The 17676-nt window shown below is 41.0% G+C and carries 18 protein-coding genes and 3 tRNA genes; 16 read left to right on the forward strand and 5 right to left on the reverse strand.

Features of this window, described 5'->3' with window-relative positions; all coding sequences use genetic code 11:
• On the forward strand, nucleotides 1-2163 hold the full coding sequence (locus G3R48_RS11725; protein WP_212593329.1) for a sensor histidine kinase: 2163 nt from the start codon (nucleotides 1-3) through the stop codon (nucleotides 2161-2163).
• A 267-nt stretch (nucleotides 2164-2430) separates the two neighbouring features.
• Here G3R48_RS11725 and G3R48_RS11730 read toward each other — a convergent pair whose 3' ends face one another.
• The 3 genes from G3R48_RS11730 to G3R48_RS11740 form a co-directional block, all read right to left on the reverse strand.
• Nucleotides 2431-2886: a GNAT family N-acetyltransferase gene (locus G3R48_RS11730; RefSeq protein WP_153665927.1), complete on the reverse strand. Its 456-nt coding sequence runs from the start codon at nucleotides 2884-2886 to the stop codon at nucleotides 2431-2433.
• Nucleotides 2887-3026: 140 nt separating this feature from the next.
• On the reverse strand, nucleotides 3027-3692 hold the full coding sequence (locus G3R48_RS11735) for a 7-cyano-7-deazaguanine/7-aminomethyl-7-deazaguanine transporter (protein WP_153665925.1): 666 nt from the start codon (nucleotides 3690-3692) through the stop codon (nucleotides 3027-3029).
• Between the two features lie 271 nt (nucleotides 3693-3963).
• Complete coding sequence (locus G3R48_RS11740) at nucleotides 3964-5322, reverse strand: isochorismate synthase (protein ID WP_153665923.1); 1359 nt, start codon at nucleotides 5320-5322, stop codon at nucleotides 3964-3966.
• Between the two features lie 337 nt (nucleotides 5323-5659).
• Between G3R48_RS11740 and G3R48_RS11745 the strand changes: the two genes are divergently transcribed.
• From G3R48_RS11745 to G3R48_RS11755, 3 genes are all read left to right on the forward strand, one after another.
• A complete protein-coding gene (locus tag G3R48_RS11745; RefSeq protein ID WP_153665921.1) occupies nucleotides 5660-6853 on the forward strand; it encodes a cyclic di-GMP phosphodiesterase in 1194 nt (397 codons plus the stop codon).
• A gap of 91 nt (nucleotides 6854-6944) precedes the next feature.
• Nucleotides 6945-7571 (forward strand): paraquat-inducible protein A, encoded by a 627-nt coding sequence (locus G3R48_RS11750; RefSeq protein WP_153665919.1) that lies wholly within the window; start codon nucleotides 6945-6947, stop codon nucleotides 7569-7571.
• A gap of 124 nt (nucleotides 7572-7695) precedes the next feature.
• The gene (locus G3R48_RS11755; RefSeq protein ID WP_153665917.1) at nucleotides 7696-7878 is read left to right on the forward strand and encodes a hypothetical protein; all 183 of its coding nucleotides are present in this window, start codon (nucleotides 7696-7698) and stop codon (nucleotides 7876-7878) included.
• Between the two features lie 61 nt (nucleotides 7879-7939).
• On the opposite strand, the gene G3R48_RS11760 is transcribed toward G3R48_RS11755, so the two are convergent.
• Entirely contained in the window at nucleotides 7940-8878 is a 939-nt protein-coding gene (locus G3R48_RS11760; protein ID WP_153665915.1) for a YeiH family protein, read from the reverse strand.
• 254 nt (nucleotides 8879-9132) lie between these two features.
• On the opposite strand from G3R48_RS11760, the gene murB reads away from it, so the two are divergent.
• Entirely contained in the window at nucleotides 9133-10149 is a 1017-nt protein-coding gene (gene murB / locus G3R48_RS11765; protein ID WP_153665913.1) for a UDP-N-acetylmuramate dehydrogenase, read from the forward strand.
• Nucleotides 10146-11108, forward strand: a complete 963-nt coding sequence (gene birA, locus G3R48_RS11770; protein ID WP_153665911.1) for a bifunctional biotin--[acetyl-CoA-carboxylase] ligase/biotin operon repressor BirA — start codon at nucleotides 10146-10148, stop codon at nucleotides 11106-11108. Before murB ends, birA begins: the two co-directional genes overlap by 4 nt.
• Before the next feature lie 14 nt (nucleotides 11109-11122).
• Here the strand turns inward: birA and coaA are convergent, their stop codons facing one another.
• Complete coding sequence (gene coaA, locus G3R48_RS11775; RefSeq protein WP_153665909.1) at nucleotides 11123-12073, reverse strand: type I pantothenate kinase; 951 nt, start codon at nucleotides 12071-12073, stop codon at nucleotides 11123-11125.
• Nucleotides 12074-12294: 221 nt separating this feature from the next.
• Here coaA and G3R48_RS11780 point away from each other — a divergent pair.
• From G3R48_RS11780 to rplL, 10 genes are all read left to right on the forward strand, one after another.
• Nucleotides 12295-12370: transfer RNA gene (locus G3R48_RS11780), tRNA-Thr, on the forward strand.
• Nucleotides 12371-12376: 6 nt separating this feature from the next.
• Nucleotides 12377-12461: transfer RNA gene (locus G3R48_RS11785), tRNA-Tyr, on the forward strand.
• A gap of 34 nt (nucleotides 12462-12495) precedes the next feature.
• A tRNA-Gly gene (locus G3R48_RS11790) sits at nucleotides 12496-12569 on the forward strand.
• A 192-nt stretch (nucleotides 12570-12761) separates the two neighbouring features.
• Nucleotides 12762-13946 carry an elongation factor Tu gene (gene tuf / locus G3R48_RS11795; protein WP_212593330.1) on the forward strand — a complete coding sequence of 395 codons (1185 nt, stop codon included), beginning with the start codon at nucleotides 12762-12764 and terminating at the stop codon, nucleotides 13944-13946.
• 254 nt (nucleotides 13947-14200) lie between these two features.
• Complete coding sequence (secE, locus tag G3R48_RS11800) at nucleotides 14201-14572, forward strand: preprotein translocase subunit SecE (protein ID WP_153666338.1); 372 nt, start codon at nucleotides 14201-14203, stop codon at nucleotides 14570-14572.
• Between the two features lie 9 nt (nucleotides 14573-14581).
• Nucleotides 14582-15133 carry a transcription termination/antitermination protein NusG gene (gene nusG / locus G3R48_RS11805; RefSeq protein ID WP_153666337.1) on the forward strand — a complete coding sequence of 184 codons (552 nt, stop codon included), beginning with the start codon at nucleotides 14582-14584 and terminating at the stop codon, nucleotides 15131-15133.
• A gap of 129 nt (nucleotides 15134-15262) precedes the next feature.
• Entirely contained in the window at nucleotides 15263-15691 is a 429-nt protein-coding gene (rplK, locus tag G3R48_RS11810; RefSeq protein ID WP_153666336.1) for a 50S ribosomal protein L11, read from the forward strand.
• A 4-nt stretch (nucleotides 15692-15695) separates the two neighbouring features.
• Nucleotides 15696-16397, forward strand: coding sequence for a 50S ribosomal protein L1 (rplA, locus tag G3R48_RS11815; protein WP_153666335.1), 702 nt, complete (start codon nucleotides 15696-15698; stop codon nucleotides 16395-16397).
• A 266-nt stretch (nucleotides 16398-16663) separates the two neighbouring features.
• Complete coding sequence (rplJ, locus tag G3R48_RS11820; RefSeq protein ID WP_153666334.1) at nucleotides 16664-17161, forward strand: 50S ribosomal protein L10; 498 nt, start codon at nucleotides 16664-16666, stop codon at nucleotides 17159-17161.
• Nucleotides 17162-17215: 54 nt separating this feature from the next.
• On the forward strand, nucleotides 17216-17584 hold the full coding sequence (gene rplL / locus G3R48_RS11825; RefSeq protein WP_153666333.1) for a 50S ribosomal protein L7/L12: 369 nt from the start codon (nucleotides 17216-17218) through the stop codon (nucleotides 17582-17584).
• Nucleotides 17585-17676: the final 92 nt, after the last annotated feature.

Consider the following 17676-nt stretch of genomic DNA (forward strand, 5'->3'; position numbering starts at 1 on the left):
GTGTCATTTTTTTCGCGTATATTTGGGGTAACTTGGCAACAAATGCGCGCCAAGGTGCGATATCGGTTATTAGTACTGACGTTATTACCCATTTTGTTGACACTTGTTAGTTTGGTATTTATTACCATTTATTGGAATATCAGTTATACCGGTCAGCAATTGTTTATGAAGGTGAAGGCTGATCTTGCGGTGGCAAATAACACCTTGATGCAAGTACAACAAGAGCAGCAACGCCAACTGGTTACCATTAGTCATTCATGGGAATTTCATAATTTCTACGAACAACTCATCTCTCAGGGGCGACCTCAACAACTTGCGAATCAAGCAAAATTAAATGCACATTTAAAACAACAAAAAGCTCAATTTGGTTTAGATTTTTTACGCATATTAACCATCACTGAAGCGGCAGCTGACCCAGACTTACGTACCATGCTTGCTGGAATAAAAGACAATAAAGCCCATTCAGGTATTACGGTCGTCTCATCGCAACGACTTAAACATATTGATCCTGAATTAGCTGAAAAAGCTGTTATCCCATTAACGGAAACACTACGCGCTCAACAACCTAATAAAAAGCAAGAGCGTCGTGGTTTAATGAGCCGCAGCGTATTACCAGTATTAGACCAACACGGTAATGTCGTGTGGTATTTAGATTGTGGTATTTTAATAAACCGTAATACCGTGATAGTCGATGCCATTCGCGACTTAGTTTACGACACCGGGACCTTGCCAGAACGCTCTATTGGTACCGTAACTATCTTTCTGGATAATATACGAGTAAGCACTAACGTACCTGTGAGCATCAAGTTCCCGGAGGAAAAAAGTATTACCAGAGCGTTGGGGTCTTTAGTGTCTGAGGACGTCCGTGAAGATGTGCTGGTTAATGGCAATATATGGGTTGACCGTGCTTTTGTGCTTAATGATTGGTTTATCGCAGCCTACTCTCCCATTATAGATATTCGTGGCAAACGTGTCGGGATGATATATACCGGCTTTTCAGAATCGCCTTTTATTCATAACTACCTACTCAATATCATTGAGCTTGGCACGATTTTGATGCTGGTATTATTGGTATCTGGTTTATTAGTTTATCGCGGTGCCTATAGTTTATTGCAACCTATTGAACAAATTCATCACGTTGTCAAAGCGGTTCAATCTGGGCGTAATGTCCGTATAGGTGAATTAGATTTAGACAGTGAAAATGAACTATCAAATCTTGCTGAGCAATTTGACCGAATGCTCGATTTACTACAACAACGTAATGCTCAGATCCAGTCGGCTGCAGAACAGCTTGAAGTAAAAGTTGAGCAACGGACCCGTAGCTTGCAGGATAAAACAGAAGAGCTGCAACGCAATGTTGCGTTACTTAATGAAACTCGCCAGCAATTAGTGACAAACGAAAAACTCACCGCACTAGGGGAGTTAACCGCAGGGATAGCGCATGAAATTAATAATCCTACCGCGGTTATATTAGGCAATATGGAGCTGCTTAAATATGAGCTAGGTGATAAAGCTGAAACGGTTGAAGAAGAGATTGATCTTGTTATCCAACAAGTTGGCAGAATTAGCACCATTATTCGCAGTTTACTGCAGTACAGCAGACCGGGTGAATTTAATGCACCTATTCAAATGAATCCAGTGACGCCAATTATTGAAGAGATGTTAGTGTTAGTGCGTCATTCTATTCAACAGCAACAAGTTGAATTAGTGCAAGAGCTTAACGCCACTTGTGAAGTTGAAATTAATCAACCACAAATTTTGCAAGTGCTGATTAATATGGTTGTTAATGCCGCTCATGCCATTGAGCAACGTGGCAAGATTTTTATTAAGACAAACGACTGGCTCAATGAAAAGGGTGAATGCATTGGGGTTAAAATTGAGATTGCCGATGAAGGCTCTGGGATTTCAGAAGAGAAATTAAGTCGCATTTTTGATCCGTTTTATACCACTCGTAAAGACGGTACTGGGCTGGGTTTATCTTTAAGCTACGGGATTATTAAGCGCATTGGCGGCACGATTGAGGTGAGTTCTGTGCTTGGTAAAGGCACTGTGTTTACTATTGGTTTGTATCATAAAGCCAAAGAAGAGGGGGCGAATAGTCCATATGTTGGGCTGCATTTTGGTGGCCGATCTAAGTTTGCAATCCAAGATGACAACGCGTGATGAGATTATGTATTTATATTCGTTAAAAAGATGAATGTTTTTTGATATATCGCCTAAAATGCAGACAAAAAAAAGCCGGGTGATGAACCCGGCCACAAAGAGTGTATGAGCAATGTTGTACTGATAAACCCGGAGAATAATTAAAGTGATGAGTCTTTAACTATCAAGGTTTTGGAACGCACGTAAATAGTAATCATTATCATTAATATTTGCAAGTTTGAATGTAAAAAAAGTGCTTATCTTTACAAAATAATTTTTAAGCTATTGTTATAATTGCTTTTGTAAGTGTAACTTGTGGTTTGGTACTTCGCTTGCTTCGATAACGGCAGTGATGTGATACTTCTGATTGACCAACAGATTTAGCATGGCGTTAAAATGATTATGGGTTTTTACTGTCATTGTGTGGTAATTCTGCTGCATGGCCCAATTTTCTTGAAATGCTAACATTGATTTTGCTAATCCCAGTTTTCTAAAGTCAGGGTGTACACCGCCAAGCCAACTATAAAAAGTCTGTTCTGATTGGGCGTAACCTAGCTTGAATCCCGCCATTTCTCCTTCCACATAAGCAATTAATATCAGTATATTTTTGTTGATTAGCTTTTGTTCTAACTCTGCAGCGGTTTGTGGGTTATTAAGTTCAGGGATCGACAGCGTTAATTTAGATAATTGCTGCACTATTTGGGGCGTAAGTTGGGTATAAGCTTTGATTTCAGTGGAGTACATCTTCAATCTCCCTCTTCTAATTATATGAACGACTATTTTATTGAAACATTACATGAGGACGGGCAAGTAGGGTAGGTGTGGCGTTGGTTATTTGAGCAAACTGTGAGATTGGTAGGTTTACTCAAATAACCTGATAAAAATTAGTGTGAGCTAACGTTTGAATGCGCTTGGGTAGTTAAGATTTTATCTTGCAATATTTTTAGCAAGACACCATAAGCAGGTAAAAATAACCCTAAGCTGACAATCAATTTGAAACTGTAATCAACGGTGGCTATTTCTGGCCAGTGTTGCGCCATAAAGGCATCGTTTGATGCATAAAATGCCACACTGAAAAACACTAACGTGTCGACTAAATTGCCAACGACAGTCGATGCAGCAGGGGCTGCCCACCAGTATTTAAGGGTGCGTAATTTGGCAAAGACACTAATATCCATCAGCTGACCCACAAGGTAAGCAACGAAGCTTGCAAAGGCAATACGAAATACAAATTGATTAATTTCAGCTAATGCACCTAAGCCCTGAAATTGACCTTGGGTAAATATCACTCCAACAACATAAGAAATAAGTAGCGCTGGTAGCATGGCTTTAAAAATAATGACCCGAGCAGCTTGTTGACCAAATATACGTACAGTGAGATCGGTTGCCAGATATACAAAAGGAAAACTAAATGCTCCCCAAGTGGTGTGATAGCCAAATATTTGAAAGGGCAGTTGTACCAAGTAATTGCTGGCACAAATAATAAGGATGTGAAAGCTGACTAATAAAGTCAGTGCGCGGTGCTTTTGCGTCGCGGTAAGCGATAACATATTGTGGCCTTTTTATTGAAGTTGCACGGGGTGAGGGAACCCGTTATGTACGCAGGTAAAAATAACGATAAATTAGTTTTCGTTCAATCTGAGCACAATGACAGTGATAAATATTCAGTGACCAATCAATGCTAACAGACATCAATGATGTGGCTATATTATTGGTAACAGCTTTTTGGGGGCGGGATAATAGCAAAAGTAACCTCACAGGAAAAGCGTCAGTTTTCGCAAACGCCTTAATATGAGAGATTGTTCTGAGTGAAGTCCTTGATTAAAAATCAATTAAAATAGACATGATCGTTGCGAGTTTATTTTCTAGCTCCTGCCACTCGGCTTGAGGATCAGAACCTGCAACAATGCCTGCACCTGCAAATAAATTAATTCGTCTCGGTTCAATGAGTGCGCTACGAATAGCGACTGAAAACTCAGATTCATAATGATTTAAATAACCACATGCGCCAGCATACCAACCGCGAGCATAGCCTTCGCGTTGGCGAATAAAATTCAATGCTGAAAAACGAGGCAGTCCACCAACAGCAGGCGTTGGGTGCAGTGCTTTTAGTAGGTCAAAATCACTTACACCCATTTTCAACTGAGCACGAATATCGCGATGTAAATGTTGAATATGGTTGAGTTTAAAAATTTTAGGGACTTCTTCAGCGCCGACATACTGACTCAGTGATGCCAGTGATTCAACAATATGCTGTCTGACGAGTTGGTTTTCGTGACTGTTTTTGGTGTCATCAAGAAGTTGTTGCGCTAAGCATTGATCCTCTTCCTGATTTAAACCTCTTATGGTTGTTCCAGCTAATGCCTCAGTATATAACTCTTGTTGGCGACGCAGATATAAACGCTCAGGAGAACAGGAAATAAAGGCTTTGTTTTTTGAAAACTGGAACCCAAATTGGAAACTATTGGGGTTACGTCCTTGCCAACAAGCAAGCAGTGTCCAAGGATCAATAATGTCGTCTACTTCTAGTTGCGTTTGGCGCGACAGTACGACTTTAGGGGTGGTTTTATTAAATTGTTGCTGAGTGACTTGTTCAACAAGCTCTTGCCAACGAGGGTAATTGGGTAGATCGCTGCGGCCCATCAAAGCCAATTTTTTAGGTGGTGATAGTGGCGTGGCACGTTGGATTTGCATTAATGCTGCTAGAGCGTCTTCACATTCTTGTTGTGGGCAAGTGTTGTCAAAGTTGAGGTTGAGCAAAATACGAATGGTGTTGCCATTACGACGAATTTCAATCCGTGGTAAAACAAAGCGTGCTCGACCAAACTCACCCCAGCATTCAACGCTGCGATCAAACGCTAAGCCGCCGTAGTAACGGATATCTTGACCATGACTTTTACCCCGTTGATTTTGGTAAAGCTCTGCTAAGCTGTCATCATCAATTTGGTCTTCAAAGAAAAAGTCTTTACATGAGCCTATCGCGGCAACTTCTTCTATTTTGTCACGTCCATGCCAATAAATCTTAGGGTAAATAACTTGTGAGCCAAGCCAAGACAAAACCGGTACAGAAGGAGCATCTGCCGATAATTGTACAATAGGCTCTATCACAGGCGTTTGTTTTAGTTTAATGAGCTTTTCTTTTAACTCATTAATTTGTTGTGAAAAAACGTGGCCTGACAATGTATTCTCCAATAATGCACGAGCGCGATAATGTAAATTATAGTGACTTTTGAAACGCAATAAAAAGTTAATATACCAGCAGCGAATTAAAAAGCCGATAAGCAATTATCAGTCTTGTGACAATCTAAAAGAAATATCTAATACGAGGTGATTAACAAAAAAGCACAAACTCTTGAAGTAAGAGGTCTAAGAGCGCATGCTACAACGATATATGGAATAAATGTGTCATAGCTTTGGTAAATATCGCTGATAAAGCTTAACATTAATGAAGAATGCTAATTCTTTTATTTTCCCTTATTTATTCTACACAACATTGTCTTTCTGGAGTGGTTTTTACATGAGTGATTCAACGGAATCAGCCAATGTCATAAAAATACCGGTGAGTAAATTATCAGTCGGTATGTTTGTAACCGCGTTTGATCAAAACAATAGTCAAATGGCGATTTCTAATGCTGGACAAATTAAAAATCGGCAAGCGATAACCACGTTAGTTAAAAATGGGATTAAAACGGTATGGGTGGATGTTGAACGTTCTTCTGAAGCCAGTGGTTTAAAAAAGAAGGAACCGAGGACAACAAGTAATCCGTTAAGAGGAAAGCCGGCGCTCAACCCGCGCGATATCAAGCAAAAACATGCCAAAAAAATTCTTGCCGAAGCTAAATGCCTTATTCAAAAGGTAATGTCAGAAACTTTCGAAGGTAAAGCGATTGAAGTTGAGCCGTTTGCGGAAATTGCTGACAAAATGATTGAGTCAGTTGTGGGTGATGCAGATGCATTCAAATGTATTTCAGCACTGCGTACTAAAGATGCTTACTTGCTTGAACATTCAATTAATGTGGCGTTTTTATTAGTGACGTTTGGTCGCCATTTAAATATCGATAATGCACTGGTTAAGCAAATGGCCATAGGCGGGATTTTGCATGATATTGGCAAAGTGAATGTCGATACTACCATCTTACAAAAGCCAGCTAAATTAACCCCTGAAGAGTTTGAAAAAATGAAACTGCATCAGGTTTATGCCATCGATATTATGAAAGATATTGAAGGTTTGTCTCAAACAAGTATCGATGTGTGTTTAATGCATCATGAAAAATTGGATGGAACCGGTTATCCCAAAGGTTTAATCGATGAGCAAATACCGCAACATGGACGCATGGGGTGTATTGTCGATATCTATGATGCGCTAACTGCCACACGTTGTTATAAAGAGGCAATGAGTCCAGCTGCCGCGTTTAAAGTGTTAATAAGCTTAACGCCACATCATCTAGACCAAAAGTTGGTTTATGAGTTTATTCGTTGTGTTGGCATTTATCCCGTTGGATCGTTAGTACAATTATCTGATGATAGAGTAGGTATTGTATGGGACTCAAAAGGACGCAATCCTTTAAACCCTATCGTGAAATGTTTTTATTCACTAAAACATAAACGCTATACCAAGGTTGCATTTGTCGACCTGAAAAAGTCAGAGTTAAATATTGAGCGTGGCGTATCACCTAGTTCATTAGAAGCTGACCCGTCGCCTTTTTATTAAAACTATAAACATCAATATTAATATCTATTTTTGCCATCTTTATGATGGTTTTTTATTGGGCTCAATTTAGCATTAACAGTAAGGGATAAAGATGAGAACGGTAATGTCAGTGTGTTTAATCATTGTCTCTATGGGGTTATTAATTCCAGGTATAACCCAACCTGTACTCACGATTACAGGAACGATTGAAAAGTCACAATTAGTTGATAGCGGGATGGACATGTTCATTGAAAGTATCCCACAACATTCCCAAAGTAGTGCAAAGAACATGCTCAATATTGCCGTGGGTATGCTGGGGCTCGATGAGGTTACAGGCACGGTTGAAGTGTTTCATAAATCGCGAAGTATCTTAGATACAATAAATGAACTGTATCAGTCGCAACATGTATTTGTGGCGCTAATGGTTGGACTCTTTAGTGTTGTCATTCCGTCGTTAAAACTATTGATGCTATTGATGATTAATTTTCCAATACCCTCATCGCTTAAGAATATGCTGTTAAAGATGATGACAGCCATTGGAAAGTGGTCAATGGCCGATGTATTTGTAGTGGCGTTAATTATTGTCTATATGGCTGGAAATGCCTCTGCAGGAATGGGGGATATGCTAGTGACTCAAGCACAATTTGAAAGTGGTTTTTATTATTTTAGTGGCTATTGCTTATTGGCCGTCGCATTGCAGTTTTGGTTAAAACCTAGCGATAAACAAGTGATAAATTAATCTGCTTTTGAGCGATGAAAATCGGCCTTATGCTTTTATTAGTAATAAGTTAGAAAAGATTGGTATTGGCAAGTTTTATCAGCCACTTAGATAATTCGTCATAGTTAAGCTATGGAGAATTAACATGAAATCGTTATCAGGCAGTAAGCAATTAAAATCAATATTCATCTTGTTATTGTGTGTTATTGCCGTTGCCGCATCATTGCTCACCAGTGGGTTGATCACCGCGGTGATTGAATTACTGGTGTTTGCTACCTTGCTATGGTTGGTTTTATCAAAACCGTATATCGATGAAAATGTAGAATGAAATGTCAGTTGCAGCAAATCTTCAATGCATTTGCTGCAATCGCAAATTTATGCCGCTTTTACTAGCTAACCATTAATATATAACTTAATGACGCAACGCCAATCGACACCCACAACAACACACCTAATAACAATGGTTTTGGACCATTAGCCCGCATTTTGCTGACGGTTATGGCTGCACCAATTAAGTATAAGCATACAATTAAAACTTGTTTAGATGCCGCAAATAACAATTCATAAGCCGGTTGACCTTGAGGGACAAAATAGGCGAATAAGATAGCCAAACAATAAAACCCGATAAAATAAGGTATACGGATTTTGCTGCGGTCTCCGCCAAATGCAACTGCACTCAACATAGCAACAGGAATTATCCATAACGCGCGAGCAAGTTTGATGGTTGTTGCGGTTTTTAACGCTTCATCACCATATGCACTAGCGGCACCCACCACAGATGACGTGTCGTGAATGGCAATGGCACTCCACACCCCAAAGTCATACTGACTCATGTTTAAGGCATGGCCAATAGCGGGAAATACAAATAATGCGATTGAATTCAGCAGAAATATACAAGCGAGGGCAACCGCCGTTTGATCGTTTCGTGCGTTAATGGCCGGCGATACTGCTGCAATGGCGCTTCCACCACAAATCGCCGTACCGCAACCAATCAGGTGACCCGTTTTGACTTCCAATTGCAATGCTCGAGTTAACACAAAGCTGAGTATCAGAGTGAATACAATTGAGCCGACAATCAAACCCAAATTGTGACTGCTAGCAGAAATTGCTTCAGGTAAATTAATTCCGAAGCCTAACCCGACAATGGAATAACTCAATAATTTTTTTGTCCATTTGCCGAGATCAATATTGGGTGGAACCAATCCAAGGCTGGCTAAGGTAAAGCCTAAAAGCAAGGCAATGGGAGAAGAGATCAATGGTGATAAACAAATTAACCCCAACGCTAAGAATAACCACAATTTATATGGTTTGAGTGTTTCTGTTGTCATAATGGTGGACGGTTCGATACGGCATCACAGTGTATCAAAAACAATTCAAAAGTAACGATATGTAAATCAGGATAAATCAGCTCTTTTTCAAAAAATGATTGCCTTTATATTACTGTTAGTCACAAAAATCATCATCACAAAGTTAAAAGCAAAAACTCCATCGGTGTATATCGCAGCAAGGCGGGTCTGTGTAGGTGTGAAACGAGTCAAAACTGGTACAATGCAGATTAATTTATCGGTAGCTAAGAGTTTATATGTCGGTTTCATTGCTGAAATACAATACATTAGGCCTAGACCAGTCGTGTCAGGAGTTAATCAATGTCGAAAGTGTCGAACAGCTCATTATCCAATGCCAGCGATTACAAGCGTTAAATCAAGCATTATTGGTATTAGGTGGCGGCAGTAATGTGGTTTTAACCACTGATTTCGCGGGTTCGGTATTGAGAATGAACACGAAAGGTATTGAGGTGGAGCAACAAGCTGATGGCGTAACGTTAACCGTGCAAGCGGGTGAAAATTGGCATCAATTGGTTGAATATTGTCTGCAGCAAGGCTTTTATGGATTGGAAAACTTAGCGTTAATCCCCGGTAGTGTTGGAGCTGCGCCGATTCAGAATATTGGTGCCTATGGCGTGGAGTTTGGTCAGTTTTGTACCCAAGTTGAATATTTAGACCGAACGTCTTTTAAGCTTAATAGGTTGGATAATCAACAGTGTCAGTTTGGTTATCGCGATTCCATTTTTAAACAGGCGCTAATGGGAAAAGCGATTATCACTGCGGTCAGGTTATTTATTCCGGCTAATTGGCAGCCTAATTTAAGCTATGGTCCGTTAAAGCATTTATCGGCTGATACCGTCAGTGCAGTACAAGTTTTTGACCATGTTTGCCAAACCCGTAAGGCGAAGTTACCCGACCCGAATGTAATGGGGAATGTGGGCAGTTTTTTTAAAAACCCAATTATTACTGCGGCAAAGTTTGCTTTGTTAAAACAACAATACCCAAATATCGTCGGCTACCCACAAGATAAAGGCGACATAAAAGTAGCCGCTGGTTGGTTAATTGAGCATGCGCATTTGAAAGGATACAAGCTTGGCAACGCTGGCGTACATGATAAACAAGCCTTAGTATTAATTAATTTAGGCCACGCAAGGGGCGAGGACATTTGCCGTTTAGCTAAATATGTTATGCAAGTTGTTGAAACGACATTTGCAATAACATTAGAAGCGGAGCCAAGAGTGATGGGATCACAAGCGGAGGTAGCATTAGTATGACCATGCAACATTGGGCAACAAAGCGAGATATCTTAGCCTTATTAACGGCGGATAAATTCGTCTCAGGTGAGCAAATTGCTACTGCACTAGGGCTTACGCGCGGTGCGGTTAATCAACACATTGATGCTATGGCACAATACGGCATTGATATCTATTCAGTGAAAGGTAAGGGATACCAATTAGCTGAGCCTATTTCGTTAATAGACGAATCTCGGTTGCTGACATTAATAGACAAACGCTGTTTTTATTTTGATGACATCGACAGTACAAATGGGTTTTTAATGGCACATGCTGCAGAGCTTAATAGTGGCGATGTTTGTATTGCTGAATATCAGTCAAAAGGGCGTGGTCGTAGAGGGCGTACATGGCAGTCACCTTATGGACATCATCTATATACTTCCGTGTTTTGGCGTACATCGCTGACTCCGCCACAACTCATGGGATTAAGTTTGGTCATTGGCTGTTCTATGGTGCAGGTATTGAAAGCCTTTGGCGTTGACGGTTTGAGTGTCAAATGGCCGAATGATATTTACCGCGATGGTCGCAAATTAGCGGGGGTATTGGTTGAGTTAGGTGCGAATCAAGCTCAAGGTCTTGAGCTGGTGATTGGGCTTGGATTGAATATGAATATGTCTAAGGCACAAGGGCTGAAAATCGATCAACCGTGGAGTGATTTGTCAGGGGTAGAAAATCAGATCGATAAGACCATGTTAATGGGGCAATTGCATCAACAAATATGTGAAGACATTGAGCACTTTGAACGTACAGGCTTAGTTGACTTTATTGCTCGTTGGAATCAAGACGATCAGTTTATGGGAAAAGCAGTGACATTGATCATGGCACCAAATGAAGTTTACGGCACTTATTGCGGTATTGATAAAGACGGCGCTGTAATGCTCAATACCGCACAGGGAAAACAAAGTTATATCGGTGGAGAAATAAGCCTGCGAGCAGATTAATCACCTTTAAGATGTTATTTTTGGAGTAACACCTTTTCCATCGTGTGGTTTGGACCTTTTTGTAAAATAAGATGTGCCCGTTCTCGCGTGGGCTGAATATTCAGTTTTAGGTTTGGTGCATTAATTGTATCCCAAATATTGCCCGCAATGGCATTGGCTTCATCGTCCGTTAAATTAGAATAATGATTGAAGTAAGAGTCGGGATTTATAAAGGCGCTTTGTCTAAATTGTAAAAAGCGTTGCATGTACCATTGCTTTAATAACGGCTCTGGTGCATCGACATAAATAGAAAAGTCGACAAAATCGGAGACAAAGGGGGCAGTGGAATGCACTAAAGTATCCATACCTGTCTGTAAAACATTTAATCCTTCTAGAATTAAAATATCAGGTTGACGTACTGGCTGATGCTCATCATGTCTGCGATCATAAGTAATATGCGAGTATAGCGGAGCTAATACTTCCTTTTGGCCCGCTTTCACCGCAGAGATAAACTGGCTGAGCATTTTCACATCGTAACTTTCAGGAAAGCCTTTGCGTTTCATCAATCCTTTACGTTTTAAATCGGCAAGTGGATATAAAAAACCATCAGTGGTCACTAAGTCAACTTTAGGATGTTCGGGCCAATGTTGTAATAGTGCTTGTAAAATTCGCGCCGTAGTACTTTTACCTACGGCAACACTGCCTGAAATGCTAATTATATAGGGGCTTTGATCTGGCTTTTGGTCGAGAAACTGCTCAAGTACAAGATTTCGTTGTTGTTTGGCACCAACAATTAAATTAAGTAAACGGCTTAGGGGGAGATATATGTCAGTTACTTCAGCGAGCGACAGCTGTTCATTCATACCGCGTAAACGAGTCAACTCCGTTTCGCTTAACGTCAGCGGTACGGCTTTGCGCAGTTTCGACCATTTGTCACGAGTAAAAGTATAATACAGGGCATTTTGAAGTGTGCTTGTCGAGTTCATGACCATTCCTTTTGTAAGCAAGCACAGTAACGCAAAAACGACAGTTGAAACAATAGTGCAATAATAAATCCCAACTGAATTATGCTTAATTGTGCACAAAGGCAGCAAAGTGCGCGGTTTAAGGATAAAAAAGCATCGTTTAGGCATTTTTTTTGTTTTTTTTGCAAATTTAAGTTGCACTCGACGCGACATTTACCTAATATCCGTCCCCGAAATGATTAGCCGGTATAGCTCAGTTGGTAGAGCAACTGACTTGTAATCAGTAGGTCCCGAGTTCGACTCTTGGTGCCGGCACCATTTTCTGGAGGGGTTCCCGAGTGGCCAAAGGGATCAGACTGTAAATCTGACGGCTCAGCCTTCGAAGGTTCGAATCCTTCTCCCTCCACCATTTTTAAAGGTAGTTAGGTAGCCTTTCAGGTTGCGCGGATGTCGTATAATGGTATTACTCCAGCCTTCCAAGCTGATAACGCGGGTTCGATTCCCGCCATCCGCTCCAAATTGCTGAATGACTTGATTGCTTAATCGTTCTTTTTATTTGAATTATTAAGTCAATCAAATCCTTTAAATCAGCACCTCCTGTCTTATGCTAAACTTAATCACCCAAAACTAATTGATTCGATGTCATTTCATGCGTCGGATTTTTTCTATATGTGTTTTTATTACCAAGACTCTGGATTGAGGCAATATCATGGCTAAAGAAAAATTTGAACGTAGCAAACCACACGTAAACGTGGGCACAATTGGTCACGTTGACCATGGTAAAACTACTTTAACAGCAGCAATCTCAGCAGTATTGACTAAAGCATACGGCGGTGATGTTAAAGATTTCGCACAAATCGATAATGCTCCAGAAGAGCGTGAGCGTGGTATTACTATTAATACTTCTCACATCGAATATGACACACCAACACGTCACTACGCACACGTAGATTGTCCTGGTCACGCGGATTATGTTAAAAACATGATTACTGGTGCAGCCCAAATGGACGGCGCAATCTTAGTAGTAGCAGCGACAGATGGCCCAATGCCACAGACTCGTGAGCACATCCTACTTTCACGTCAGGTTGGTGTACCTTTCATCATCGTATTCATGAACAAATGTGACATGGTTGACGATGAAGAACTACTAGAATTAGTAGAGATGGAAGTTCGTGAACTTCTTTCAGAATATGACTTCCCAGGTGATGACTTACCAGTAATCCAAGGTTCAGCACTTAAAGCGCTAGAAGGCGAAGCTGATTGGGAAGCTAAAGTACTAGAACTTGCAGAAGCGCTAGATACTTATATTCCAGAGCCAGAGCGTGATATTGATAAGCCTTTCCTACTTCCAATTGAAGATGTATTCTCAATTCAAGGTCGTGGTACAGTTGTAACAGGTCGTGTAGAGCGTGGTATCATCCGCGTATCAGACGATGTAGAAATCGTTGGTATCAAAGACACTACAACAACAACTTGTACAGGTGTTGAAATGTTCCGTAAACTGCTTGACGAAGGTCGTGCAGGTGAGAACTGTGGTGTTCTATTACGTGGTACTAAGCGTGATGAAGTAGAACGTGGTCAAGTTCTTGCTAAGCCAGGAACCATCACTCCACACACCACTTTCGAATCAGAAGTATACGTACTTTCGAAAGATGAAGGTGGACGTCACACACCATTCTTCAAAGGTTACCGTCCACAGTTTTATTTCCGTACAACTGACGTAACTGGTACTATTGAGTTACCAGAAGGCGTAGAAATGGTAATGCCTGGTGATAACATCAAAATGGTTGTTACACTAATCTACCCAATCGCGATGGACGACGGTTTACGTTTCGCTATCCGTGAAGGTGGCCGTACAGTAGGTGCTGGTGTTGTAGCTAAAATCATTGCTTAATAGCAGATTTTAACTCACATCTAAAAAGGAAGCTTCGGCTTCCTTTTTTGTTTTTAAATTTAAATAGCATGTTTTTTCAATTTTGTTACGCTAACAGCACTTAGCATGTTGCGAACAAAGTTGAATAAGAATACAATCTATGGCCGATTTTTGACCCTGCGCGGCACTATATTCCTAAATAATGGAATATAAACAAGTAAACATGTAATTGTTTAAATATGAGCTCAGGTCGTAGTAAGTAACGGAACTAACCGATGACAACAAATACTGAAAACCAGAGTACTTCTCTGGATATTTTAAAGTGGGGCGTTGCAGTAGTATTAATCGCAGCTGCAGTTATCGCTAACCACTCTTTTAGTGAAGCCAGTGTGGTTGCTCGCGCAGCTGGTGTAATTGTGACATTCGCAATTGCAGGTTTTATTGCTGCTCAAACAATTAAAGGCAAAATAGCACTTAATTTTGCTAAAGAAGCACAAATTGAAGTGCGTAAGGTTGTATGGCCAACGCGTCAAGAAGCGCGTAATACTACGTTTATCGTACTTGCTGCAACAGGTGTTGTTGCATTAATCCTTTGGGGATTAGACGCAGTGTTGCTACAACTAGTAAATTTCATTACCGGCGTATAGGCATTAAAAATGACTGAAGCTACTGAAGCGAAAAAAAGATGGTATGTGATCCAAGCATTTTCTGGCTATGAAGGCCGTGTATGCAAAACACTGCTTGAACATATCAAAATGCACAACATGGAAGATTACTTCGGTGAGGTATTAGTACCTACAGAAGAAGTAGTTGAAATGCGTGCAGGTCAACGCCGTAAAAGTGAACGTAAGTTCTTTCCAGGCTATGTATTAGTACAGATGGAAATGAATGATGATAGCTGGCATTTAGTGAAAAGCATTCCACGTGTAATGGGTTTCATTGGTGGCACCTCAGATCGTCCGGCACCGATTTCTGATAAAGAAGCGGATGCAATTTTACAACGTCTTCAAGAAACCACTGAGTCTCCAACGCATCGCGTTATGTTCGAGCCTGGTGAAGTTGTTCGCGTATCTGATGGTCCATTTGCAGACTTTAATGGCACAATCGAAGAAGTTGATTACGACAAAAACCGCGTTAAGGTTTCTGTAATGATCTTCGGTCGCTCAACGCCTGTAGAGCTAGATTTTAGTCAGATTGAGAAAAGCTGATTAAATTAAAAGCAAATTTATGATTGTTTGCGGGTGCAGATTTTTGTATAATCTGCGCCCGTTGTTTTCAGGGGAGCATATTGGCATGTCGCCGATAAGCGTTTGAACCCAAATTGAGGAAATGTCGACATGGCAAAGAAAATTGAAGCTTATATTAAGCTACAAGTAGCAGCCGGTGCTGCAAACCCGTCTCCACCAGTTGGTCCAGCTTTGGGTCAAAAAGGTGTGAACATCATGGAATTCTGTAAAGCATTCAATGCTCGTACTGAAAAGTTCGACAAAGGCATGCCAATTCCAGTTGTTATCACTGTTTATAACGACCGTTCTTTCACTTTCGAAACTAAGACTCCTCCTGCGTCTTTCCTACTGCTTAAAGCAGCGGGTCTGAAATCAGGTTCAGGTCGTCCAAATACTGAGAAAGTTGGAACTATCAAGCGCAGCGCTGTTCAGGAAATTGCTGAAACTAAAGCCGCTGATATGACTGGTGCTGATATTGAAGCTATGATGCGTTCAATTGAAGGTACTGCACGTTCAATGGGTTTGGTAGTAGAGGACTAATATAATGGCAAAGCTAACTAAACGTATGCGCGTTATCCGCGAGAAAGTTGAAGCGACTAAAAGCTACGATATTAACGAAGCTGTAGCTCTTCTTAAAGAATTAGCAACTGCTAAATTCGTTGAGAGTGTTGACGTTGCCGTTAACCTAGGTATTGATCCTCGTAAATCAGACCAAAACGTGCGTGGTGCTACTGTACTTCCACACGGTACTGGTCGTGATATCCGCGTTGCGGTATTCACACAAGGTGCAAACGCTGAAGCTGCGAAAGAAGCTGGCGCAGAACTTGTTGGTATGGACGACTTAGCTGCACAAGTTAAAGCTGGCGAAATGAACTTCGACGTTGTTATTGCATCTCCAGATGCAATGCGTGTTGTTGGTCAGTTAGGTCAAGTATTAGGCCCACGTGGTTTAATGCCTAACCCTAAAACTGGTACTGTGACTCCAAATGTTGCAGAAGCAGTTAAGAATGCTAAAGCTGGTCAAGTTCGTTACCGCAACGACAAAAATGGTATTATCCACACTACTATCGGTAAAGTGGACTTTACTACTGAACAGCTTAAAGAAAACTTAGAATCACTAGTCGCTGCACTGAAAAAGGCTAAGCCTGCAGTTGCAAAAGGCGTTTACGTGAAGAAAGTTAGCATCTCTACAACTATGGGCGCAGGTGTTGCTGTTGACCAAAGTTCGTTAGAAGAAGCGAAGTAATATACAAAGAGTGCGTATTAGTCTATAATGCGCGCACTTTGTGGGTTGAAGCTGATTTGACGTGATTTATATCGCGAAGAATTGGCTTCCGTCCAAGACCGCAGGTGTATATCAATAGATACACTTAATTTCCTGCGTAGACGGTGTCAGACCCCCAGAAAGAATTTTATTCTGCTGGAAATCTGCACCGTAAGTAACTAAACACAGGTGTGTTTAGTTTGGTTAATACTAGGGGGATCCCTAGGTAGAATCCAGGAGTAAGGCCAATGGCATTAAGACTCGAAGACAAAAAGGCAATTGTTGCTGAAGTCAACGAAGCTGCCAAAGGTGCACTTTCTGCAGTTGTTGCCGATTCACGCGGTGTAACTGTAGGAGCCATGACTGCTCTACGTAAAACAGCTCGCGAAAATGGTGTGTTTGTACGCGTTGTACGTAACACATTAGCTAAGCGTGCTGTTGAAGGTACTAATTTTGAGTGCTTAGTAGACACATTCACTGGCCCAACTTTAATTGCATTTTCTAATGAGCACCCAGGTGCTGCAGCGCGTCTTTTAAAAGACTTCGCTAAACAAGAAGAGCAGTTTGAAGTTAAAGGTGCAGCATTTGAAGGAGAATTCATCTCCGCAGCTGATATTGATCGTTTAGCGAAACTACCAACATACGACGAAGCATTAGCTCAGTTAATGATGACCATGAAAGAGGCATCAGCTGGCAAATTCGTACGTACTTTGGCTGCCCTACGCGATCAGAAAGAAGCAGCATAATTTTTCATTAGCTGCTTAATTAAATTGAATTCAGAACAATAGGAAATATTTCTAATGTCTATCACTAAAGATCAAATCTTAGAAGCCTTTGCAGAAATGTCTGTAATGGAAGTTGTTGAACTAATCGAAGCAATGGAAGAGAAGTTCGGCGTATCTGCTGCAGCTGCTGCTGTTGCTGTTGGCGGTGACGCTGGCGCTGCTGCTGTAGAGCAAACTGAATTTGACGTCATGATGACTTCATTCGGTGCAAACAAAGTTGCTGTAATTAAAGCACTTCGTGGCGCAACAGGTCTTGGCCTTAAAGAAGCAAAAGCGATGGCTGAATCTGCACCAGTTGCAGTTAAAGAAGCTATCACTAAAGAAGAAGCTGAAGCACTTAAAGCTGATTTAGAAGCTGCTGGCGCTGAAGTTGAAATCAAGTAAGCTATAATCTAGCTTACTCACCCAAGTAATTGGGTGAAGGCTGGCGGTTTTTTAACCGTCGGCCTTTTTTGCGCTCTAAGCGCAGGCGATTT

Source organism: Shewanella intestini (assembly GCF_018221465.1).
GTDB classification, from domain to species: domain Bacteria; phylum Pseudomonadota; class Gammaproteobacteria; order Enterobacterales; family Shewanellaceae; genus Shewanella; species Shewanella intestini.